This window comes from Ruegeria sp. CG1, assembly GCF_056537265.1.
Genome location: NZ_JBQFRF010000002.1, coordinates 645369 through 666828 on the forward strand (window position 1 = coordinate 645369; position 21460 = coordinate 666828).

Here is a 21460-nt window from a genome sequence, read left to right on the forward strand (position 1 = left end):
TGCTACAATGGAGCGGAGCCAAAGCTACAAATTTTCCGGGGCCATTGCCCTCGTATTGTTTTCGTGCTGCGATGGGCAAACACACTTAGGTTTTGGCCGAACCCGAAACCTCATCTGTAGGGCATCGTGACCAACACATTTCAAACTATCGCAAAGTTTGCGCTAAATCGAAGGGTGCAGGATTTCCCCGACAGCGCGCTCGAAGCGGCGGCACTGATGCTGCTGGACACGATGGGGATCACCATCGGGTCCGGACCGATGCAGGCCGGTCAGATCGCGCGTGACAGCGCAGTGGCGCTTTACGGTGCGGGCGATCCGGGCCTCAGCGCACGGATGCTGTTCGATGGCCGCAAGGTTAGCGTTGCCGGCGCGGCTTATGCCGCTGCGACTCAGACCGATAATCTGGATGGCCATGACGGCTATAACCCCACCAAGGGCCATATCGGTGTTGCCGTTGTGCCGGCTCTGGCGGCTTTGGCGGAAACGGTCGCGGATTTTTCCGGCCCCGAGGCGTTGGCGACCGTAACTATTGGATACGAAATCGCCGGGCGCGCGGGGATTTCGTTGCATGACACAGTCAGCGACTACCACACTTCCGGCGCATGGAACGCGTTGGGAGTTGTGGCCGTTGCCGCCCGTCTGCGCGGGCTGAGCGCAGAACGGATGCGGCAGGCCATGGGCATCGCCGAATATCACGGGCCACGCAGTCAAATGATGCGCGAGATTGCCAACCCCACGATGCTGCATGACGGCTCGGGCTGGGGCGCGCTGGTGGGTGTATCCTCGGCAGTGCTGGCCGAGAAGGGATTTACCGGCGCGCCGGCGATCACAATAGAGGCGGATGAGGTCGCGCATCACTGGCGGGATCTGGGCAGCTTCTGGCAGATGGAACATCAATATGTGAAGCCCTATCCGATCTGTCGTTGGGCCCATGCAGCGATCGACGCCACCAGGGCGCTGATGCTTGAATATGGCCTGTCTCATCAGGACATTGCCGCGATTCAGGTGAACACTTTCCACGAAAGTGCCTGCCTGTTTCAGGGTATGCCGGATGACACTTCGAAGGCGCAGTATTCGCTGCCCTTCGCGGTGGCGACGATGGTGGCGCACGGCCGTATCGGGGTCGAGCATATCACCGGCGCGGGCCTCTCCGATCCGCTGGTCGCGGCGATTGTCGACCGTATCTCGGTGGCCGAGACCGCACGCCATTCCGACCGCTTTCCTCAAAGCCGCGTTGCTGATGTCGTCATGACCCTGACGGATGGGCGGGAACTGGCGTCGGGCGACGTCCACGCGCGCGGCGGGCCCGAGGCACCCATGGACCGTGACGAAGTGATCGCCAAGTTCATGGAGTTCGCCAGTCCACCGCTGGGGGTCAGCCGTGCCGCCGCCATACGCGACGCGGTTTTGGGGTTGCAGTCGCCGGACGCCAAATTCTCGGATCTCGGCGCGCTGATTTATGACGCCGCTGACAACCGCTGAAATCAGGACAACAAAAATGCCGCTAAGGCTGCTGAAATACGGGCTATCCGCCGATTACCCTGTCACCGGAGACATTCCGACCACGCCAGAGCTTAAATCCAGTTACGATGTGGTCATCGTAGGTGGTGGCGGCCACGGACTGGCCTGTGCCCACTACCTATCAAAGTATCACGGCATCACCAATGTGGCTGTGCTGGAAAAGGGTTATCTGGCGGGCGGCAACACCGCGCGGAACACCACTACCATCCGCTCGAACTACATCACCAAAGAGGGCATCGCGTTCTACAAGAAAGGTGTGCAGCTTTACGGGGAGATGAGCGAAGAGCTGGATTTCAACGTCATGTTCAGCCAGCGCGGTCAACTGACGCTGGCCCATACCGAGGCGACGCTACGCTCGTTCCATCTGCGGGCCGAGATGGGTAAACACGCGGGCACCCGGATCGAGGTCGTTGATGCGCAGACGGTCAAGGACCTGTCCCCGCATCTGAATATGGATGAGGGCGGGCCGCTGGAAATCATCGGCGGTTTGTGGCACGCCGATGGAGGCACTGCGCGGCATGATGCGGTGGCCTGGGGCTATGCAGCGCAAGCCAGCAGGCGCGGGGTGGAAATTCATCAACGTACCGAGGTTGAAGGGTTCGACACTGCCGGTGGCAAGATCACAAAGGTGCGCACCAATCGCGGTGATATCAGTGCCGGTCAGGTGATGATTGCTGTCGGGGGTATGAACTACGACATGGCGATGAAAGCCGGGGTAGAATTGCCGATCCGTTGCTATCCGTTGCAGGCGATGGTTACGCAGCCGCTGAAACCGTGGCTGCACACGCTGGTCAGCTCGGTCAGCCTGCACACCTATCTGGTGCAGTCTTCGCGAGGCGAGATCGTGATCGGCGGTGGCTCGGACCCTTATCAGCTGTATTCCACCCGCTCGACACTGGACATGAAAGAACATCTGGCCGAAGGCGCGGTACATTTGTTCCCGTTCCTGCACGGGGTGCGTCTGCTGAGACAATGGGCCGGGATTACCGACATGACGCCCGATTACTCACCCATCATGGGTGCCAGCCCATTGTCCAACCTATGGCTAGATTGCGGTTGGGGCACTTGGGGGTTCAAAGCCACTCCGGTGGCGGGCAAGTACATGGCGCAGTCCATCGCCAACCAGAAGGTCGCGCCGATACTCGAACCCTTCACAATGGAGCGTTTCGCCACCTTTGATCTGCTCAATGAAATGGGCGCAACTGCCGCGAGCCACTGACATGAAGATCCTGATCTGCCCGATGAACGGGCCCCGCAATATTAATGAATTCCAGAGCTTCGGCCCTCTGCGCGCCAACCCCGACCCGGATGCAACCAGCGATCAGGACTGGGCACGTCACCTGTTCCGCGCCGACAATTCACGCGGAACGCTGGTGGAATGGTGGCGGCACGTGCCCTCGAACTATTTCTTTCTGGCCGAGCGCAACGCCACCACGAACGAGGTGATCCGCACTTTTGACCCCTCAGGGTTGGAGCAAAGGTGATGGCCCGACTTCCCGCACCCTGGGGCAACAGGATCAATCGAGATGCGCCGGTATCGTTCAGCTTTGAAGGGCAGGCGTTTCAGGGATACGAAGGTGATGTGATCGCCTCGGCTTTGGCCGGTCAGGGGAAGTGGATGCTGTCGCGCTCGTTCAAATACCACCGACCGCGCGGTGCGGTGTCGATGGCGGGCACCGAGGCCGATACGCTGGTGCAACTGCCCTCGGACCCGAACGTGCAGGCCGACCGGCATCCGATTTCGGCAGGGCTGCAAGTTACGGCGCAGAACGTCAACGGATCACTGTCGCGAGACCGCGACGCATTCATGGACAAGCTGGGGCGATTCATGCCGGTGGGGTTCTATTATCGCACCTTCATGGGCCCGACGCGCAATAGCTGGCTGAAAGTGTGGGAGCCGCTGATCCGCAAGAAGGCTGGGCTGGGCGTTCTGGATATCAACGCACCGCATGAAGACTACGAAAAGGCCAACCTGTTTTGTGACCTGCTGGTCGTCGGCGCGGGGCTGGCCGGGTTGACCGCCGCCATCGAAGCCGCCAAAGCCGGGGCTGACGTCATCCTGGCCGAGCAGGAGCCGGTCTTGGGCGGTGCGCTGACCTATGGCCGCGATGCCGACAGGCTGTCCGACCTGCTGGCGAAAGTGCAAAGCCTGCCGAACCTCCGCATCATGACCGGTACAGTGGTGAACGGCTGGTTCGAGGACAACTGGCTGCCGCTGATCCGGGGCAACAAGCTGTTCAAGACGCGCGCGCGCGAGGTTCTGCTGGCCACCGGCTGCATCGAACAGCCCGCGATCTTCCGAAACAATGACCTGCCGGGCATCTTGCTGGGCACTGGTGCGCAACGGCTTATGCGGCACTATGGTGTGAAACCGGGCAAGCGCGCGGTGGTACTGGCCGCCAATCTCGACGGTTATCGGGTGGCGCAGGATCTGTTGGACGCAGGCGTAGAACTGGCGGCGGTGGTTGATCCGCGCCCCAGCGGCAGCGGCGGTGAGCTTGGCCAGCAATTGGCAACAAGGGGAACGCGTGTCATTCACGGCACCGTGGGTGAGGCGCGTGGCAAGACCCATGTTACCGGCGTAAAGGTCGGAGGCGACTGGCTGGATTGCGATCTGTTGGTGATTTCGGTCGGCTATGCGCCAATGTGGCAACTGCCCTGTCATGCTGGCGCGAAACTTGGGTACAATGAAACGGCGACGCGGTTTTCCCTGTCTCTGCCAGATGCTCCGCTGGGCATTGTCGGGGGTGTTGCCGGGGTCTTTGCGCCTGATGCGGTGGTGGCCGATGCGCAACGCGCGGCACAGACGGCGTTGACTCGTCTGGGGCTGCCAACCCGCGACATCGCGCAGGTCGAAGATGTAGAGGCTTCGTTGACGAATTTCGAACCGGCAATCGCCGGGCATCCCAAGGGCAAGGATTTTGTCGACCGGGACGAGGATATTCAGATCAAGGACCTGCAAAACGCGGTTAAGGAAGGCTATCGCGAGCTGGAGCTGATCAAGCGCTTTACCACAGTTGGTATGGGGCCGTCACAAGGGCGGCACTCGGCGCTGGCCACCGCCCGGGTGGTGGCCAAGGCGACCGACCGCACAATCGGGCAGATCGGCGTGACTACCGCCCGTCCGCCCTTTGGCCCCGAAACGCTGGGCGTGCTGTCTGGTCATCATCACCCGGCAGACAGGCGCACCGCGCTGCATCACGAACATATCCGGTTGGGGGCGGACATGCGCCCGGTCGGAGCGTGGTGGCGGCCTTATTTCTACGGCCCCAAACAAGACGCCAAGCGCCTTATCGAAGAAGAGGTGCATGCGGTGCGCAATGGGGTCGGCGTGCTGGATGTTTCAACTCTGGGCGGGCTCGAGGTGCGTGGCCCGGATGCGGGCGAATTCCTCAACCGCATTTACACCATGGCCTATAAAAAGAAGCCTGTGGGCCGTTGCCGGTACTGCCTGATGACAAACGAAATGGGCACGGTGATCGACGATGGCGTGGCGTATCGGCTGGCCGAGGATCTGTTCTATGTCACCGCCACCACCGGGGCCGTGGCGCGGGTTTATTCGGATATGTTGTTCTGGAATGCGCAGTGGCGGTTGGATGTGGATGTGCTGAACGTCACCTCGGCCTTCTCGGGCTTCAACATTACCGGTCCCAAGGCGCGCTCCGTGGTCGAAGCGCTGGACAGCGACATCGATTTCTCGCGCGATGGATTTTCCTATCTCGACGGGCGTAGCGGCATGGTGGCCGGGGTGCCGGTGCGCGCCATGCGGATTGGGTTCACGGGCGAGTTGAGCTACGAGCTGCACTGCCCCACCAGCTATGCCCACACCCTGTGGGATGCGGTGATGGCGGCGGGTCACGCGCACGAGTTGCGCCCTTACGGGCTGGAAGCCAGCCGGATTCTGCGGTTGGAGAAAGGCCATATCCTGATTGGTCAGGACACCGACGCGCTGACCTCGCCGGATGAGCTGGGGTTCGAATGGGCGATCTCGAAGACCAAGCCGTTTTTCGTGGGCAAGCGCTCAACCGAGATGCGCCGAAACAAAGGCCTGCCGCGCAAGCTGGTCGGGCTGACATTCGACGGGCCAGATGTACCGGGGGAAAGCTGTCTGGTACTGAGGAATGATGTACCGGTGGGGCATGTGACCTCGGTCCTGTGGTCGCCGACGCTGAACACCCATATCGCGCTGGCATATGTGCATGGCGATGACGCTACGCAAGTATCGCAGGTCACGGTGAAGTGCCGCAATGGCAAGCGCGTCGTTACAACTGTGCGCGGCCACACCTTTTTTGATCCTGAGAACAAACGGCAGGAGGTGTGATGATGCGAACCTATCCGCTTGACCCAAAGGGCGCTGCTGAAAACACACTGCTGGTTTCCGGGCAGATTATCGTGCAGGACCTGACCCACACGCCGCGTTTTGGCCTCAAGGGCCGAGGCACCATGGCGTTTTTGCAATCGCGGGGCCTGAAGGTGCCAGACGTCAACGAAACCGCCGATGGCCTTCTGCGTCTGGGTCAGGAAGAGGTGGTGGTACTGGATGCACCTGCCGACCTGTATGCCCGGTGGCAGGTCGCCGCCACGCCAAAGGGCTATTATTCCTGGCGCGAGGAAACCTGGGCCATGATGCACGTGACCGGCCCGCGCCTGTTCGATCTGCTGGCCAAGATTTGCCCGGTCGACCAGTCGCCCGGTGCCTTTCCAGTGGGAAAGATCGCCCAGACCCGCGTGGGCTATGTCGAGGCAATCACATGGCGCAACGACCGCAAAGGTGTGGGGTTCGATGTCCTTTTCGACATCGCCGCCACTGCTTTTTTCGCCAACGCGGTAGCCACTGCCAGCGCTGAGTTCCAACCGGAGGTACCCGCATGAAATCCCCCACCGTGATCTTGCACACCGATAACCCCGACGCTGCCCGTGCGGTTCTTGCTGAAGGTCATCCCGATCTGCCGATCCACACCTGCGACAGCTACGAGGCGCTCACGGGTTTGATCGAGGATACAGGGGCCGAAGTTGTCTATTCCGTTCGCTTTGCGGGTACCCTCGGCTTTCCACGCGCAGCATTGGTCGAGAACCCGCAAATCAAATGGGCTTCGGTCGGCGGCTCGGGCACCGATCACCTGAACCCTTGGAACCCTGATGAGGTAACGGTGACAAACGCCGCCGGGGTCGCCGCCGATATGATGGCACAATATGCGCTGGGGGCGATGCTGCATTTCACGCTGGATTTCCCGGGCTTTCGTGCCGCGCAGGCGCGGCGGGACTGGATCGGCGGCAAAGTCGAGCCCATCGACAGCAAGACGGTGCTGATCATCGGCCTTGGCAAAACAGGAGAGGCTGTTGCGGCACGATCCAAAGCTATGGGGCTGAACACAATCGGTGTACGGGCCCGCCCGAAACCGACCCCCAACGTGGACGAGGTACACGGGATGGAGGCTTTGCCTGATCTCTGGCCACGCGCTGACTTTATCGTCGTTTGCGTACCACTGCTGGACAGCACGCGCGGTCTGGTCGGGGCGGAGGCTTTTGCCGCCATGAAACCGACGACGGTGATAATCGACGTCTCGCGAGGTGGGGTAATTGACGAAGCACCTCTACTGGCCGCGCTGGAACAGAACCGGATCAGAGGCGCGGCGCTGGACGTGTTCGTTACCGAACCGCTGCCTCAGGGGCACAGGTTCTGGGAACTGGACAACGTGATCGTCACACCGCACTGCAGCTCGGTCTATGACGGCTGGGATCTGAAATCGGTCCGCATGTTTTCCGAGAACCTGATGCGCTATCGCAAGGGCGAGGTGCTGAACAACATCGTAAATCCACAACGGGGATACTAGGTCAATGGCACGAGACAGACGCAGCGGCGGGCGACGCGGCAAATCCGGGCGCGCGGCGGTGGGGATCGAACAGCTGCCCTGGCAACAGGTGCGCAACAGCTATCCGCCATTCGAGCTGTTAAACCCTGAACAGATGGATCAGCTGCATACAACCTCAATGCGCATTCTGTCCGAGGCCGGTATCCGGGTGATGGGCGACAATGTTATGGACATTTTCGAATGCGCGGGGGCCATCGTAGACCGCGACACCAAGACCATCCGTATGGACGAAACCATTGTCGCCGAAGCGTTGAAAACGGTGCCCTCGGAATTCACGCTGACCTCTCGCAACCGCGCGAAACAGATTACGCTGGGCGGCGATCATGTGAATTTTGGTTTGGTTGCCGGGCCGCCGAACGTACATGACTGTATAAATGGCCGCCGTCAGGGTAATTACGATGACTATTGCAACTTCATCCGGTTGGCGCATCACTTCAACGCTATCCATCTGATCGGCAATCAGGTGATGGCCCCGATCGAAATGCCCGCCAACAACCGCCATCTGGACACCTACAACGCCAACCTGAGCTATAGCGACCTGAGCTTTCACTGCACCGCTATCGGGCGCGGGCGGGCGATGGATGGCATCAACATGATGGCGATTTCGCGCGGTCAGAAACCTGAGGACATGCGCGGCGATCCGGGGGTGATCACAATCATTTCGGTGAACTCTCCACGCCTGTTCGACGATGCCATGGGTGACGGCCTGATCGCGATGGCCGAGTATGGTCAACCTGTGACGGTCACGCCATTCACTCTGATGGGGGCAATGACACCGGTCACGCTTCCTGCCGCGCTGGCGCAACAGAACGCCGAGGCGCTGTTCGGTGTGGTGCTGACGCAGTTGGTCAGCCCGGGAGCGCCTGTCATGTATGGCTCGTTCACCTCGAATGTGGACATGAAATCCGGGGCCCCGGCTTTTGGCACACCGGAAAATGCCAAGGCGAATATTGTCGGCGGGCAGCTGGCGCGGCGCTATGGCATTCCGTACCGGACATCGAACGCAAATGCATCCAACGTGGTGGATTTGCAGGCGGCATACGAAACGATGATGGCCACATGGGGCGCGGTTCTGGGAGGGGCCAATATCGTCTATCATGCCGCCGGCTGGCTTGAGGGCGGCCTGACCGCATCTTACGAGAAATTCGTTATGGATATCGAGATCATCCAGAACATGATGGAATTCCTCAAGCCGATGAAATTTGACACGGATGAACTGGGCCTGGACACCATCAAATCGGTGCCCACTGGCGGCCATTTCTTTGGCGTCGATCACACGATGGAACGCTATGAGACCGCGTTCTACAAACCGATGCTGTCCGACTGGCAGAACTATGAAAACTGGGAGGCGGCCGGAGCCAAGGACGCCCTGCAACGCGCCACCGAGGTTTGGCAGCAGGCGCTACGCGAGTATCAGATGCCCGAGATGGACCCCTCCGTGCGTGAGGAGCTGGATGCCTATATCGCCAAACGCAAGGAAGAGATCGGCAGCGGCGAACCCTGATGGAATATCGGGGCAGGGGGGTCGACCGCTGCCCCGGTTCGTTTACAGAAGATCGAACAACCGGCCCGGCAGAGCCTCGTGGCGTGGCAGACCCAGCGCCCGCATCATGCAGAACATCATCGCCTGATTTGAGGTCACTACCGGCTTGTCCAGCGTGTCCTCGATCTGCTCGATGGCCTCGACTGCGCGCATGTCGGTGCAGCTGAGCACGACGGCTTGCGCGTTCGGGTGGTCTGCCTCACAGGCGAGGTCGTAAACCTCGTCCGGGGTCAGCTCTCCCTGTCCGTAATTGCCCAGCTCGCGGCCAACATCGGCGCAACGCACGGTTTCGATGTCGTTTGCGGCCATGAAATCCATCGCCTGCGTGTTGATCTCGCCCAGATAGGGCGAGGAAAAGCCCACTTTCGTCACCCCAAGCGCCTGAATGGCAGCGATCAGCGATCCGGCGGCTGTCAGCGATTGCGCTCCCGATCCGGCCTTGATCTGCTGCGCCAGATCGGCGTCGAAAGTCGGCCCATGGGTCAGCGTGGCCGAGGTGCAGCCGTACAGCACCACATCTGGCCGCACGCCCGAAATCATCCGCAGATCGTGGCTGATGTCCGAGGCCCCAAGCCCCGCCATCTGGTCCGAGCCGGGGATTTCATCCACGTCATAACCACCCATGCGCTGGAAATGCACGGTGGTGTGCGGGCAGCGCATCAAGGCCATGTCGGCCTCGAGGTTGGTGTTGGTGAAGGGCACCAGCACTCCGATCTTGGCCCGGGTACGCGTTTCGTGGCTCATGACGTTACCTTTCTCAGAACGGCCAGACAGCGATCCATCACCGGCGTGTCGCAGATCGTGGCGCGCAGGCAGTCGGACAGACCATAGCCGCCCATACCGCGCATCAGCAGTTTCTCGGCCCGTAGCGCGGCGTCGGCCTGTTGCGCCTGCTCGGTCGAGGCAAAGTGGATCAGCACGAAATTGGTGTGGCTGTCCGGCACGATCAGCCCCAGATCGCGGCAGTCCTGCGCGAACCGATCGCGAATGGTTGCCGTTTTCGCGACCACGTCCCGCATATGCGCCTGATCGCGCATCGCTGCCGCTGCCGCAGCCTGCGAGGCAATCGAGATGTTGTTGGGGTTCAACAGCTTGCGCAGCTCTCTGGCGATGTCGGTGGGGAAATAGCCCCACCCGGCGCGTGCCCCGGCCAGCCCGTAAGCCTTGGAGAAGGTGCGCGTGATAACGGTATCTCCCCGGTCTGCCAGCCCGAAAACCTCAGTCGGATCGTTGGCGGCATCGGCGAACTCGGCATAGGCCTGATCGACCACCAGCAGCACGTCGCCGGGTAGCGCGTTGCGCAGGCAGGTGATTTCGGTGTTCGGGATCAGGGTGCCGGTGGGATTGCCCGGGTTACAGACAAACACGATACGGGTCGCCGGGGTGACGGCGGCCAGAAGCGCATCGACCGAGACGGTCAGATCGACCTCGGGCGCGGCCACGTATTCGGCCTGCGCCTGTGCTGTCGCCGAAGCGACGAAGGCATAACCATATTGCGTGCCCAGCACGTGATCGCCGGGCCCGGCAAAGGCGCGGATCAGGCAGCCGATCAGCTCCATCGAGCCCGCGCCACACAGCACCCGCGCCGGGTCGACCCCGTGTACCCCGGCAATGGCCGCGCGCATGTCGGGCCATTCGGGATCGGGGTAGAGCGTCAGATCAGCCAGCGCCGCCTGCCCGGCCGCCACGGCGGACGGACTGGCCGGAAAGGCGCTTTCGTTCTGCGCCAGCGAGACGGTGCCTTCTCCACCCAGATCGGCCAGCGCATAGGCGCCCATGGCGCCGACATGAGAAACCGGGCGGATCATGTGTCACCTCCGTAAGCTTTGGCCCCCTCGGCACTGACCAAACCGCGTTTGAGGTCCAGCTCCAGCGCATCCGAGTTGCGGTCGCCCGGATCGCCGAAACCGCCACCACCGGGAGTGTCGAAGATCAGATAATCGCCGCCTTCAACTCGCAGCTCTCCCTTGCCGGGAATGTCGCTGTCGCCTTCGCGAAAGCGGATGCGCCCGGGCGCGCCGGGTTTGCCGCCCATGCGCCCAAGGGCGGGGAACTTTAGTCGCTCGACCGACAGGAACACGATGAAGGGCGCACCGTTGGACGAGGTCATCTCGATCCGCTGCCCCAGCCCGCCGCGATACTTGCCCGCGCCGCCGGAATCCGCACGCAGTTCGCGCCGCCAGATGGTGACAGGCGCGACGCTTTCGGTGATCTCCACCTGCGAACCGAACACGCCCGAGGGGTAGGCGGTGGCTGACAGCCCGTCCGCATGAGGCCGCGCGCCGGTGCCGCCATTATGTACCGGTTCCACTGCGAATTCGCGCCCACCATCGCGGGCCACCTCGGGGGCGTGGCGCATGGGCAGGTCGAACATGCAGCTTGCGCCCTCGGCGGGCACTTCATCAGGTAGTGCCTGATGCAGACAGCCCAGCACCAGATCGGGTGTCACCTGACCCAGCGTGTGCCGCATCGCCACCGGCACCGGGCGCTGTGCGTTCAGGATGCAACCTTTGGGGCCGTCCACGGTGAACGGCTCCAGCGATCCGGCATTGTTGGGGATGTCCGAGCCGACGATGCAGCGCAGCGCAAACACGGTATAGGCGGTGGCATAGTTCAGCGGCACGTTGATGCCCTTGCGCGAACAACCCGAGGTGCCGGTGAAATCCACATGCATCCTCGATTTACTGACGGTCAGGGCTGCGTGCAACTCCAGCTCATTCTCATAGCCATCCATTTTTAGGACGTTTTTGTAGATACCTTCGGGCACCTCGGCGATGGCCTCAAGCGTGCCACGGCGCGAAGTGTCGATGATGTAGGACCCCAGCGCATCCAGATCGGTCAGGCCAAACTCTTCCATCATCGAAACCAGCCGGTTCACCCCGGCCTCGCAACAGGCGATCAGGGCATAGATGTCGCCCTCGTTGGCGATGGGCTCGCGGCTGTTGGCGCGGATGATGTCCAGCAGCAGCGCGTTGGGGATGCCTTCCTCGACCAGTTTGCAGGGCGGGATCAGCAGCCCCTCGTCATAGATGTCGGAGCCTTCCGGCCCCATGCCCAGACCACCCAGATCAACCAGATGCGAGGTGCACGAGGTGAAGCCCACAACCTTGCCATCCTTGAACGCGGGCATCATCAGCAGGAAGTCGTTCAAATGCCCCGAGGCCAGCCACGGGTCGTTGGTCATGTAGATATCGCCCGGTTTCATGGTCTGAACCGGAAAGGCGGCGCGCAGGTGCTGCACCGCTTCGGCCATGGTGTTGATATGGCCCGGCGTGCCGGTTACCGCCTGTGCCAGCATCCGACCATTGACGTCGAAAATCCCGGCTGAGATATCGCCGCACTCACGCACGATGGGGGAGAAGGCGGCGCGTATCAGGGTCTGGCCTTGTTCTTCGACCACCGCCAGCAGACGGTTCCACATCACTTGCAGGCGGGCGGGGGAAAGATCGGTCGTCATCATGCGCCTCCTTTCTGGTCCTGAACCAGGACGAGGTTTCCTATGGCATCCACATGGGCCGAGAAATCAGTCGAGACCAGCGTGGTGGTCTGCGGCTCGTGGATCAGCGCCGGGCCGCGCACATGGTCGCCGGACTTCAGATCGGCCCGCGCCACGAAGGCGGCCTGTTTCAGCGCGCCGTCCACATCGCAGGTGATCGGGCGAGTGTCGGGTGCGGTGAAGGTCGTCAATGCAGGTGTAGCGGGCACTGGTGCCACGGCGCTGTCAAGGGTCGCGACGCGCACCGCCCAGTTGAGAATCTCAATCTGCATCCCCGGCACCGGGCGTGAGAACTGCTTGCGATATTCTTCCTCAAAGGCGGTGGTCAGCGGTGCAATATCGTCTGCCGTCAGATGCCGGTCGGGCAGAGTGATCTCGATCTCGTGGCCCTGACCGTTGTAGCGCATGAAGGCGGTGCGGTGGGTTTCGGTCGGGGCATCGCCCGCGCCCTGGGCAACCACGCCTTTGGCTTCGGAAATCATTGCGTCGAACAGAGCGTTGATCTCATCCATGTCCATGCTGTCCAACAGCGAATATAGCGAGCGGACGATTTCGAACGACACGGGTGCGAACAGGAAGCCCACGGCAGACCCCACGCCCGGATTGGGCGGGATTACAATGCGGCTGACCCCGGCGGATCGTGCCACCCGGCTGGCATGTAACGGCCCGTTGCCGCCAAAGGCAATCATCGTGCGCGGTCCAAGATCCTTGCCCGATTCCACCGCGTGCATCCGGCCCGCGCTGGCCATGCTTTCGTCGACGATGCGGCTGACGCCGTCGGCTGAGCCAACGGCATCGAGATCTAGTTTCGACCCGATCAACTGGCTCAGCGACTGTTTGGAGCCTTCGGGGTCCAGCTTGATATGCCCCTCGGCAAATGTGTCGGGCACGATGTAGCCCAGCGTAATGTCACTGTCTGTCACCGTGGGCTCGGTGCCGCCGCGCATGAAGGCCACGGGTCCGGGTTCAGACCCCGCCGATTTCGGCCCCACGGTCAGCCGCCCCAACCGATCCACCCCGGCGATGGAGCCACCGCCCGCGCCGATCTCGATCATCTCTATCACCGGGATGCGCACTGGCATGCCCGAGCCCTTTATGAACCGCGCGGCGCGGGCGATCTCGAACTGGCGCGAGGTCTGCGGGCGGGCCTTGTCGATCAGGCACAGCTTAGCGGTGGTGCCGCCAACGTCAAAGGACAGCACCTGATCCAGCCCGGTGCGGGCGGCGATGCGGGCGGCCAGAATGGCCCCTCCGGCGGGGCCGGATTCCACCAGTCGGATCGGAAAACGCGCGGCGGTGCGCACGGTGCACATGCCGCCGCCCGCCGTCATCATCAGGATCGGACAGGTGACGCCCTCGGCCTCGAACCGGTCGACGAAACGGGTCAGATAGGTCTGCATCAGCGGCTGGATATATGCGTTGGCGACGGTGGTGCACAGCCGGTCGAACTCGCGCGCCTCGGGGCTGACCTCGGACGAGATCGAGACGGTCAGACCGGGCCGCTTCTCAGCCAGCACATCGCGCAGGCGGCGTTCGTGGGCGGGGTTGGCATAGGCGTGCATCAGGCAGATCGCTATGGCATCGGCCCCGCTGGCGTCGATATCGGCCAGTAGCGCGTCGATGGCTTCGTCTTCCAGCGCGATCAGCACGCCGCCATCCGCCAAGACGCGTTCGCGCACGGTCAGCGCGCGTTCACGCGGGACCAGTAGATCGGGCTTTTCGAGGTTGATGTCGTATTGCGAATAGCGCCGCTCATACGCGATTTCCAGGATGTCGCGAAAACCTTCGGTGGTCACCGTCGCCACCACCGCGCCGCGCCGTTCGATCAGCGCATTGGTCGCAAGGGTGGTGCCGTGGATAAAGCCGGTCACCTGATCCAGCGTCCGGCCCGATTGCTGCATCACCCGCGCGGCGCCCTCCATCGCGCCGTCGGCGGGGTTCTGATGGGTGGTCAGGGTCTTGGTCGAGGCCAGGATTGCCTCTTCGCCGGAGACAAGGACCGTATCGGTGAAGGTGCCGCCAATATCGATGGCCAGGCGCAGCGTTTGAGTTGTCATGAGGTCTTCCGAAATTTCTGTAATCGCAGCGTGAAGCAAAAGGCCCGAGGCCCTGCTTTATGCAAGGATCACAAGATCACAGCCGGTTGCGCGGCGGTCCGTAGGTTTCGGAATATCAGTCTGTGTCATGGGCGAAATGTGCAGTTTCAAGATAGCCGCAGCAAGCTGGATTGCGACAGAAAGGCCTGCAAGCGACATCTATCGTCGTAGCAGGCCAGAGATCTGCCGAAACGGGCCGTCAGACGGCGAGCGCTCGATCAGGTAAGCCACCAGCGTTCAGGGGCTTTGGCACCATCCATTTCCCAATTCGCGGCGATCTCGCCCTGGGCGACGGTTTTGGCAACACCCATGATATGATTGGCGAACATCGGAACGATTGCACCGCCATCATCATGAACCAAAGTCTGCGCCTCGGCATACAGAGTGCGGCGTTTGGCGTCGTCCAGCTCTGCACGGGCCTCGACCACGATGGCGTTGAAGCGATCGGCGGCTTCGCCTGTGCGCCAGGCTCGTACACCTCAATGATTTAGCCACCGGTGCCAATTCCGGATTGTGGGTCGGTCAATTTGCCATCGGTCGAAGGCATAATGACCAAGTGATAGCCAGACAGGATGATGGGAAGTCGGCATTTGCCGGATCCAGCTCGAACACCAAGTTGTTGCCATCGGCGCGCATCGATTTGATTTGGGCAACCAAACCGTTCACCGCAGATTTCGATCCTTCGCCACAGTGGTGGTCGATTGTGGCGATGACAACGGCAGGGGTAAGGGTTTGGTCGTTGTGGAACTCGACCCCTTCACGCAGGGTGAATACCCAAGTGATTGCGTCGTTCGAGGAAAACTCGGTCGCGAGTTCGGGCACCAAATTTCCGTTTGCGTCTAATTCGATCAAGTTGTTGCCGAACAGATAGGCGACAGCGGTTTTGATCGTGCCTTCATAGGTTGCTGGGTCTAAAAAGTCGGTAGTCGAACCGCTGCCAAAGCCAAATTTGATCGCTCCGCCTTTTTTAGGGACCTGCGCAAGTGCTTGTCAGGATAGGCTCAGTGCCGCCGGAATGGCAAGGCCCGCAGCCAGAGCGCTTGATATGAAGATACGACGCGAAATCCGGCCGCTCTGCAGTTTCTGCATCTGAGAGGACAGGAAAGGTGATCCGGGCGGAGCTTGGCCTCGATAAATCTGCCTATATCCGATATTTCGATTGGATCGGTGCGTTGGCGACCGGGGATCTGGGAACGTCGTTCTCAGGTCGGGCGAGTTCGGGTGTGGATCGATCACGTCCGGTAGTGGAACTGGTCGCACCGCGCTTATGGAACACATTGTTTCTTGCGGGTATGGCGGCGCTGATCTCGGTTCCGCTAGCGCTGTTTCTGGGCATCACCACCGCGCTGTGGCGCAATTCGCGCTATGATAAGCTGGCCAGCGCCAGCACCTTGACGGCGATCTCTTTCCCCGAGTTCTTCGTGGCCTATATCCTGATTTTGCTGTTCGGAACGCTATGGCCGGTGTTGCCGTCGTTGGCCAATGTGGAGCCAGGGATGCCGCTGGTCGAGCGGATCGTCAAATGCATATTACCTGCGCTTACACTGACACTTGTAATCGTCGCGCACATGATGCGTATGACGCGGGCTTCGCTGATCAGTCTTCTAGCTTCACCCTATGTCGAGATGGCGCGGTTGAAAGGAGAGAACGCCCGCCGCGTGGTTCTGCATCACGCGCTGCCCAATGCGTGGGCGCCAATTTCAACGGTGGTCGCGTTCAACCTGGCCTATCTGGTAGTTGGAGTGGTCGTGGTCGAGGTGGTGTTCGTCTATCCCGGCGTCGGCCAACTGATGGTCGATGCGGTCAGCTCGCGCGATATCCCGGTGGTTCAGGCGTGCGCCCTGATATTCGCCGCCACATATGTCCTTCTGAACCTGATTGCCGACATCATTGGAATCGTCACCAACCCGAGGCTTCTGCACCCAAAATGAGCCAGACAAGCAAGACATATTCAGCCGCCGCCGAGGTGGGTCGCGTGCGGACCCGTCGCAGCAAGCGCGAGCGTATTTGGATCGAGCTGAAGAAAGCGCCGCCGACAGCAATTTTCGGCATGTTTGTGATCCTGTTCTATCTAGTCATGGCAATCGGAGCGCCGGTCATCGCGCCTTATGGTGAGGCCGAGGTATTCCCGACGCCTTACGCACCCTGGTCGTCCGAGCATTGGCTGGGTACCGACCAGATCGGGCGTGATATTCTGTCGCGGCTGATCTATGGTGCGCGCAACACCATCGGTATCGCTTTTGTCACTACGCTGCTGGCGTTCTTCATTGGAGGTGGTCTGGGGCTGATCGCTGCGATTAACCGCAGTTGGCTGGATCAATTGATCAGCCGGGGCGTAGATGTATTTATGGCCATTCCCAGCCTGATTTTCGCGCTGATGCTGCTGTCGATTTTCGGCTCGTCGGCGCTGTCGTTGATTTTGATTATTGCGATTCTGGATTCAACCCGCGTGTTCCGCCTGACTCGCGCTGTGGCGGTGAACGTGGCAGTGATGGATTATGTCGAGGCAGCCCGGCTGCGCGGCGAAAAACTGCCTTGGGTGATGCGTCGCGAGATTTTGCCCAACATCATGCCTCCGCTGGTGGCCGAGTTCGGGCTGCGATTCTGTTTCGTGTTCCTAACCATTGCTGCGCTCAGCTTTCTGGGCGTCGGTATTCAGCCCCCCACCGCCGATTGGGGCACCATGGTGCGCGAGACCGCCAACCTGATCCAGTTCGCCAAATATGATTTCAAGGCCGGGATCACGCCACTGCTGCCCGCTGCCTCGATCGCGTTGATCACTGTGGCGGTCAACTTTGTCGTCGACTGGTTCTTGCACAAAACAAGCGGATTACGCGATGAACACTGAGTCTGATCTTCTGCTGGATATGCGCGACATCCGTATCGAGGGGTTCTCGGACGAAAAGTGGAATCCGATCATCAGAGGTGTCAACCTGACCCTGAAGCGCGGTGAGGTGCTGGGCCTGATAGGCGAAAGTGGCGCGGGCAAATCGACGCTGGGCAAAGCGGCTATGGGATACACGCAACCCGGCTGTCGTATCACGGGCGGTTCGATCCGGTTCAAGGGGCAGGAGTTGCGGGATCTGGACGACCACGCGCTGCAGCATCTGTGGGGATCGCGGATAGCCTATGTGGCCCAATCGGCGGCTGCGTCGTTCAACCCGGCGCACAAGTTGTTGGATCAGACCGTTGCTGCAACGGTGCGCGAGGGACTGCAACCCGAGAATGTCGCGCGTGAGGATGCCCGCGCGCTTTATGCCTCGTTGTCGTTACCGCATCCCGAAACGATTGGTGACCGCTATCCTCATCAGGTCTCCGGTGGCCAGTTACAGCGGATCATGACAGCCATGGCGATGTCACCCCGTCCCGATCTGATCATTTTCGACGAACCGACAACTGCGCTGGATGTGACGACCCAGGTCGAAGTTCTGACTGCTATGCGCCGGATCGTCGAAGAATTTCATACCGCCGCAATCTACATAACCCATGACCTGGCGGTGGTCGCGCAGATGGCGGACCGGATCAAGGTGCTGCGCTATGGAGAAGAGGTAGAAGAGGCGGAAACGCGCAAAATGCTGTCTGCGCCCGAGCAAGAGTATACCAAATCCCTCTGGTCCGTGCGGCTGTTGCAAAAGCAGGCCGAGACTTCGGATGATATCATCCTTAAAATTGACGGTGTGGATGCGGCCTATGGCAAGAGCGCCAAGGTGTTGCACAATGTGTCAATCAGCCTGCCGCGGGGGCGCACGGCGTCGATTGTCGGCGAATCCGGATCTGGTAAATCGACCACGGCACGGGTGATCACCGGCTTGCTGCCAGCCACAAGCGGGCAGGTCACGTTCAATGGCGAGGTCCTGCCAAACGAACTGAAAAATCGCAGCCGTGATCAGCTGCGCAGAATTCAGATGATTTATCAGATGGCCGATATCGCGATGAACCCGCGTCAAACCGTAGGTGAAATCATTGGACGTCCGCTGGAATTCTATCATGCTCTGCGGGGCCGGGCGCAGGAGAACCGGGTCATCGAACTGCTCGAAGCCATCGAGTTGTCGGAAGACTTCTATGATCGTCTTCCCAGCGAATTGTCCGGCGGACAAAAACAGAGAATTTGCATTGCGCGCGCTCTAGCCGCCGACCCTGAGGTGATTATTTGTGACGAAGTGACGTCCGCGCTGGACCAGATTGTGCAGGAAGGCATCCTGCAATTGCTGATGCGCCTACAAAAGGAGCGCGGAATTTCCTATCTGTTCATCACGCATGACATTGCCACGGTCGAGGCTATTTCGGACGAGATTGTTGTGATGCTGAATGGTCAAGTCGTCGAGCAGGGATTGAAGAATACCGTTCTATCCGAACCCTTCCCGGACTATACAAAGCTGCTGCTAAGTTCGGTTCCCGAGATGGACCCGGATTGGTTGACGAACCTGCTGAAAGAGCGAAAAGAAAATCACTTAGATACAAAACATGACACTGCGTAGGCGCGGGCAATAACAACACTTGCGAAGCTCAGTCGCAGTGGACTTCTCATTTTGCTTGTATTCCGAAACTCTGTTTTTACCGACATCACAATAGATCGATACGCAGAGAACCTGAAACTCAGGAGCAACTCGCGAATTAAGGTGGCTTTTGACTGGATCGCATTGATATTCTTGTTAACAATCAGTTCGATCCTCTTTTGGGCTGCCATAGGGTTAATACTTGAGGTCACCGCAGGCCGTGTAATTGCCCCGTTCTTCGACACCCCATTGGTGACATGGGTTGCAGTCATCGCAACCTTCCTCGCCGGGTTTCCTCAGTCAGCGCGCGCGAAGCCTTGTCGCAAAATACGAGTGCAAGGCTGCGATCAATAATGTGTGAGCGGCGCTTGTCGTGATGACTGTCCCAATGGCATCATCCCCGACGGTCATGGGACTGCTCTCCGTAATGGGTGCTCGAGTAGTGGCTGGAATGCTGCAGAGCGCACCTTACAAGCGTCGCAAAAAGATCTTACCGACTAAACCTCCTAGAACGACATAGTCCAATTTGGTGATGCCTTATGAACAATAGATCTGGGACCGAGTGAACGTCGATCTCAATCTGGCATCTCCTGTCTTGTTCGTTGGAGGTGGCAGTAGCACTTTGCCCACCAACCTGCTCGCACCGCGACCACTGATGCAGGTCGCCCGGTTTTCTTCTGATCGGCCCTGGCGAGCGGGCGCAGAGCTTTTACATCTCTTTTTCGCCCAACCTGACTCATGGGGACAACGCAATCCTTCGAACGCAGCATTGGGTGCAAATGCGTTATGCGGGCCCGATCCCGGTTTCCGAATTGGCCCGCACCGCTCGACTTGAGCTGCGCACTTTTGGATTCCGATTCCTGACGGCCACGGGTTTCACGCCATCGGAATACCTGCAACAGCGTCGCATCACCAATGCCTGTCAGAGGCTGGAACTATCGCAGTCCAGTATCGAAACCATCGCCCGGGATATGAGGTATATGGATGTTTCAGCATTCCGCCGAATGTTTCACGAAATAGTCGACCTCTCGCCGGGAGATTATCGCAAGCGCTTTTCTTTTCTTAAAGACGTTTCGCATTTAAGAAAATGACGTCTGAACAGCCTTTCTTGGGTCTGTTTTTGCTTTGGCCAAGCGTAATTGCGAAGGTCTGATACCTCTGCTTTCTTTTGTAATCACGACCTTGACGATATGGCGGCCTCGATGCTTCGATTGATTGCCTCGATCGGTCCCATTGCGTTAACACTCGCCAAAACGCCCATATGGCTATAGTGGTCGATCAAGGGTGAAGTCTGTTCACGATATTCAATCAGACGTGCAGCGACTGTTTCGGCCTTGTCGTCAGCACGGCGCTTAAACTCAGAGCCTCCGCAATTGTCGCAGCGTTCCGCTGCCTCAAGCGGTTTGAATGTATCATGGTAACCTTCGCCACATCCTGCACAGGTACAGCGACCGGAAATGCGGTCGACCATTTTTTTGTCATCCACCGCAAGACTGACGACAGCACTGATCTGCTGCCCCGTTTCCGCCAATAGTTGATCCAATGCGCGCGCCTGACTAAGCGTGCGTGGAAATCCGTCTAATATCACCCCTCCGGCACAGTCCGAATCGCTCATACGGTCACGCAAGATCGAAATGACGATGTCATCTCCGACGAGCCTGCCTTCAGCCATGATAGATTCCACCGCCTTGCCTGTTTCGCTGCCGCTTTCAATCGATCTGCGGAGCAAATCGCCTGTCGACAACTGAACCAAGTCAAATTTTTGCTCAAGCAGTCGGGATTGCGTTCCCTTACCGGCACCAGGAGGGCCCAGAAGGATTAACACTTTAGACGTATTCGGGCTGGTCACTCTTTTTCCTCTTAGAGAATATCGTAAACACGACTTGGAATAGACCGCTCAGTGCCATTTCAGATGTATTAGCGGTGTATGACTGTCGTGTGTGGGCGTTGCGTCTGGCCCGTAGACCAGACTATCGCACCACATGTACAGAACAGTTTGCATGCCTGACTACGCGTGCCGCTGTGGACCCCAGAAGATAATCCTGCAATCCAGGCTGGTGGCTTGCGATAACGATGCAGTCTGCATTGTTATTCGTTGCATAATCGAGAATTCCACGGCCCGACTGTCCTTCGACAATTTCAATTTTGGAGTCCGCTACCCCGTCGACTAGTGGGCCCAGTTTGTCAGTAACACTGGTCTTTGCGATATCCAGATGGTTTTCAGGAAGCAGGTCGCTTGTGTATTGCGGAAGGTGCTCAATGACATGCAATAGAGTGATATGACCACCATCCGAGCGGAGAGTTTGTGCGACATCCAGCGCTCTTTGCGCGTCGCGGTCGGTATCAAAGGAAACAGGGACTAGAATATTTCCATACATTTCTGATTCTCCAGCAGGTAGAAAAATTCAACAACCAGAGCAGGGAACAGGTCCGCC

Annotated in this window: 19 protein-coding genes; 11 read left to right on the forward strand and 8 right to left on the reverse strand. The window is 59.7% G+C overall.

All coding sequences use genetic code 11. The features are described 5' to 3' along the window. Positions 1–126 precede the first annotated feature (126 nt). Genes ACR0AU_RS08560 through ACR0AU_RS08590 form a run of 7 tightly spaced genes read left to right on the forward strand, consistent with a single transcriptional unit; the run spans position 127 to position 8898 of the window. On the forward strand, positions 127–1482 hold the full coding sequence (locus tag ACR0AU_RS08560) for an MmgE/PrpD family protein (protein WP_480795549.1): 1356 nt from the start codon (positions 127–129) through the stop codon (positions 1480–1482). Between the two features lie 16 nt (positions 1483–1498). Then, on the forward strand, positions 1499–2740 hold the full coding sequence (locus ACR0AU_RS08565) for an FAD-dependent oxidoreductase (RefSeq protein WP_480795550.1): 1242 nt from the start codon (positions 1499–1501) through the stop codon (positions 2738–2740). Position 2741: 1 nt separating this feature from the next. Further along, positions 2742–3005, forward strand: coding sequence for a sarcosine oxidase subunit delta (locus ACR0AU_RS08570; RefSeq protein ID WP_170423136.1), 264 nt, complete (start codon positions 2742–2744; stop codon positions 3003–3005). Next, positions 3005–5842 (forward strand): 2Fe-2S iron-sulfur cluster-binding protein, encoded by a 2838-nt coding sequence (locus tag ACR0AU_RS08575; protein WP_480795551.1) that lies wholly within the window; start codon positions 3005–3007, stop codon positions 5840–5842. Before ACR0AU_RS08570 ends, ACR0AU_RS08575 begins: the two co-directional genes overlap by 1 nt. Then, positions 5842–6393, forward strand: a complete 552-nt coding sequence (locus tag ACR0AU_RS08580; RefSeq protein ID WP_480795552.1) for a hypothetical protein — start codon at positions 5842–5844, stop codon at positions 6391–6393. Before ACR0AU_RS08575 ends, ACR0AU_RS08580 begins: the two co-directional genes overlap by 1 nt. After that, positions 6390–7355 (forward strand): D-2-hydroxyacid dehydrogenase, encoded by a 966-nt coding sequence (locus ACR0AU_RS08585; RefSeq protein ID WP_480591410.1) that lies wholly within the window; start codon positions 6390–6392, stop codon positions 7353–7355. Before ACR0AU_RS08580 ends, ACR0AU_RS08585 begins: the two co-directional genes overlap by 4 nt. Positions 7356–7359: 4 nt before the next feature. Beyond that, entirely contained in the window at positions 7360–8898 is a 1539-nt protein-coding gene (locus ACR0AU_RS08590; protein WP_480735311.1) for a trimethylamine methyltransferase family protein, read from the forward strand. A gap of 42 nt (positions 8899–8940) precedes the next feature. Here the strand turns inward: ACR0AU_RS08590 and ACR0AU_RS08595 are convergent, their stop codons facing one another. The 6 genes from ACR0AU_RS08595 to ACR0AU_RS08620 all read right to left on the reverse strand — a co-directional run bounded on the left by ACR0AU_RS08595 (position 8941) and on the right by ACR0AU_RS08620 (position 15351). Continuing rightward, positions 8941–9681: a maleate cis-trans isomerase family protein gene (locus ACR0AU_RS08595; protein ID WP_480614182.1), complete on the reverse strand. Its 741-nt coding sequence runs from the start codon at positions 9679–9681 to the stop codon at positions 8941–8943. Then, positions 9678–10745: a pyridoxal phosphate-dependent aminotransferase gene (locus tag ACR0AU_RS08600; protein WP_480795553.1), complete on the reverse strand. Its 1068-nt coding sequence runs from the start codon at positions 10743–10745 to the stop codon at positions 9678–9680. Before ACR0AU_RS08600 ends, ACR0AU_RS08595 begins: the two co-directional genes overlap by 4 nt. Further along, positions 10742–12394 carry a hydantoinase B/oxoprolinase family protein gene (locus ACR0AU_RS08605; RefSeq protein WP_480795554.1) on the reverse strand — a complete coding sequence of 551 codons (1653 nt, stop codon included), beginning with the start codon at positions 12392–12394 and terminating at the stop codon, positions 10742–10744. Before ACR0AU_RS08605 ends, ACR0AU_RS08600 begins: the two co-directional genes overlap by 4 nt. Next, on the reverse strand, positions 12394–14490 hold the full coding sequence (locus ACR0AU_RS08610) for a hydantoinase/oxoprolinase family protein (RefSeq protein ID WP_480795555.1): 2097 nt from the start codon (positions 14488–14490) through the stop codon (positions 12394–12396). The genes ACR0AU_RS08605 and ACR0AU_RS08610 overlap by 1 nt, the downstream gene beginning before the upstream one ends. Positions 14491–14747: 257 nt before the next feature. After that, positions 14748–14957 carry a hypothetical protein gene (locus ACR0AU_RS08615; RefSeq protein ID WP_480795556.1) on the reverse strand — a complete coding sequence of 70 codons (210 nt, stop codon included), beginning with the start codon at positions 14955–14957 and terminating at the stop codon, positions 14748–14750. A 94-nt stretch (positions 14958–15051) separates the two neighbouring features. Next, positions 15052–15351: an ABC transporter substrate-binding protein gene (locus ACR0AU_RS08620; protein WP_480439036.1), complete on the reverse strand. Its 300-nt coding sequence runs from the start codon at positions 15349–15351 to the stop codon at positions 15052–15054. Between the two features lie 284 nt (positions 15352–15635). On the opposite strand from ACR0AU_RS08620, the gene ACR0AU_RS08625 reads away from it, so the two are divergent. The 4 genes from ACR0AU_RS08625 (at position 15636) to ACR0AU_RS08640 (ending at position 20116) form a co-directional block, all read left to right on the forward strand. Further along, a complete protein-coding gene (locus ACR0AU_RS08625; RefSeq protein WP_480795557.1) occupies positions 15636–16460 on the forward strand; it encodes an ABC transporter permease in 825 nt (274 codons plus the stop codon). Then, a complete protein-coding gene (locus tag ACR0AU_RS08630) occupies positions 16457–17377 on the forward strand; it encodes an ABC transporter permease (protein ID WP_170596389.1) in 921 nt (306 codons plus the stop codon). The genes ACR0AU_RS08625 and ACR0AU_RS08630 overlap by 4 nt, the downstream gene beginning before the upstream one ends. Beyond that, the gene (locus tag ACR0AU_RS08635) at positions 17367–19007 is read left to right on the forward strand and encodes an ABC transporter ATP-binding protein (RefSeq protein ID WP_480795558.1); all 1641 of its coding nucleotides are present in this window, start codon (positions 17367–17369) and stop codon (positions 19005–19007) included. Before ACR0AU_RS08630 ends, ACR0AU_RS08635 begins: the two co-directional genes overlap by 11 nt. 797 nt (positions 19008–19804) lie before the next feature. Then, positions 19805–20116, forward strand: a complete 312-nt coding sequence (locus tag ACR0AU_RS08640; protein WP_480795610.1) for a helix-turn-helix domain-containing protein — start codon at positions 19805–19807, stop codon at positions 20114–20116. A gap of 83 nt (positions 20117–20199) precedes the next feature. Here ACR0AU_RS08640 and ACR0AU_RS08645 read toward each other — a convergent pair whose 3' ends face one another. Both ACR0AU_RS08645 and ACR0AU_RS08650 read right to left on the reverse strand, forming a co-directional pair. Further along, positions 20200–20874: an adenylate kinase gene (locus tag ACR0AU_RS08645; RefSeq protein WP_170732831.1), complete on the reverse strand. Its 675-nt coding sequence runs from the start codon at positions 20872–20874 to the stop codon at positions 20200–20202. Between the two features lie 121 nt (positions 20875–20995). Next, positions 20996–21403, reverse strand: a complete 408-nt coding sequence (locus ACR0AU_RS08650) for a universal stress protein (protein WP_170423167.1) — start codon at positions 21401–21403, stop codon at positions 20996–20998. Positions 21404–21460 lie beyond the last annotated feature (57 nt).

What these genes read in the sequence shown, in the direction of transcription:
- ACR0AU_RS08565 (WP_480795550.1), top strand. Translation starts at nt 1,499, where the DNA reads ATGCCGCTAAGGCTGCTGAAATACGGGCTATCCGCCGATTACCCTGTC.
- ACR0AU_RS08570 (WP_170423136.1), top strand. Translation starts at nt 2,742, where the DNA reads ATGAAGATCCTGATCTGCCCGATGAACGGGCCCCGCAATATTAATGAA.
- ACR0AU_RS08575 (WP_480795551.1), top strand. Translation starts at nt 3,005, where the DNA reads ATGGCCCGACTTCCCGCACCCTGGGGCAACAGGATCAATCGAGATGCG.
- ACR0AU_RS08580 (WP_480795552.1), top strand. Translation starts at nt 5,842, where the DNA reads ATGATGCGAACCTATCCGCTTGACCCAAAGGGCGCTGCTGAAAACACA.
- ACR0AU_RS08585 (WP_480591410.1), top strand. Translation starts at nt 6,390, where the DNA reads ATGAAATCCCCCACCGTGATCTTGCACACCGATAACCCCGACGCTGCC.
- ACR0AU_RS08590 (WP_480735311.1), top strand. Translation starts at nt 7,360, where the DNA reads ATGGCACGAGACAGACGCAGCGGCGGGCGACGCGGCAAATCCGGGCGC.
- ACR0AU_RS08595 (WP_480614182.1), bottom strand. Translation starts at nt 9,681, where the DNA reads ATGAGCCACGAAACGCGTACCCGGGCCAAGATCGGAGTGCTGGTGCCC.
- ACR0AU_RS08600 (WP_480795553.1), bottom strand. Translation starts at nt 10,745, where the DNA reads ATGATCCGCCCGGTTTCTCATGTCGGCGCCATGGGCGCCTATGCGCTG.
- ACR0AU_RS08605 (WP_480795554.1), bottom strand. Translation starts at nt 12,394, where the DNA reads ATGACGACCGATCTTTCCCCCGCCCGCCTGCAAGTGATGTGGAACCGT.
- ACR0AU_RS08610 (WP_480795555.1), bottom strand. Translation starts at nt 14,490, where the DNA reads ATGACAACTCAAACGCTGCGCCTGGCCATCGATATTGGCGGCACCTTC.
- ACR0AU_RS08630 (WP_170596389.1), top strand. Translation starts at nt 16,457, where the DNA reads ATGAGCCAGACAAGCAAGACATATTCAGCCGCCGCCGAGGTGGGTCGC.
- ACR0AU_RS08635 (WP_480795558.1), top strand. Translation starts at nt 17,367, where the DNA reads ATGAACACTGAGTCTGATCTTCTGCTGGATATGCGCGACATCCGTATC.
- ACR0AU_RS08640 (WP_480795610.1), top strand. Translation starts at nt 19,805, where the DNA reads ATGCGTTATGCGGGCCCGATCCCGGTTTCCGAATTGGCCCGCACCGCT.
- ACR0AU_RS08650 (WP_170423167.1), bottom strand. Translation starts at nt 21,403, where the DNA reads ATGTATGGAAATATTCTAGTCCCTGTTTCCTTTGATACCGACCGCGAC.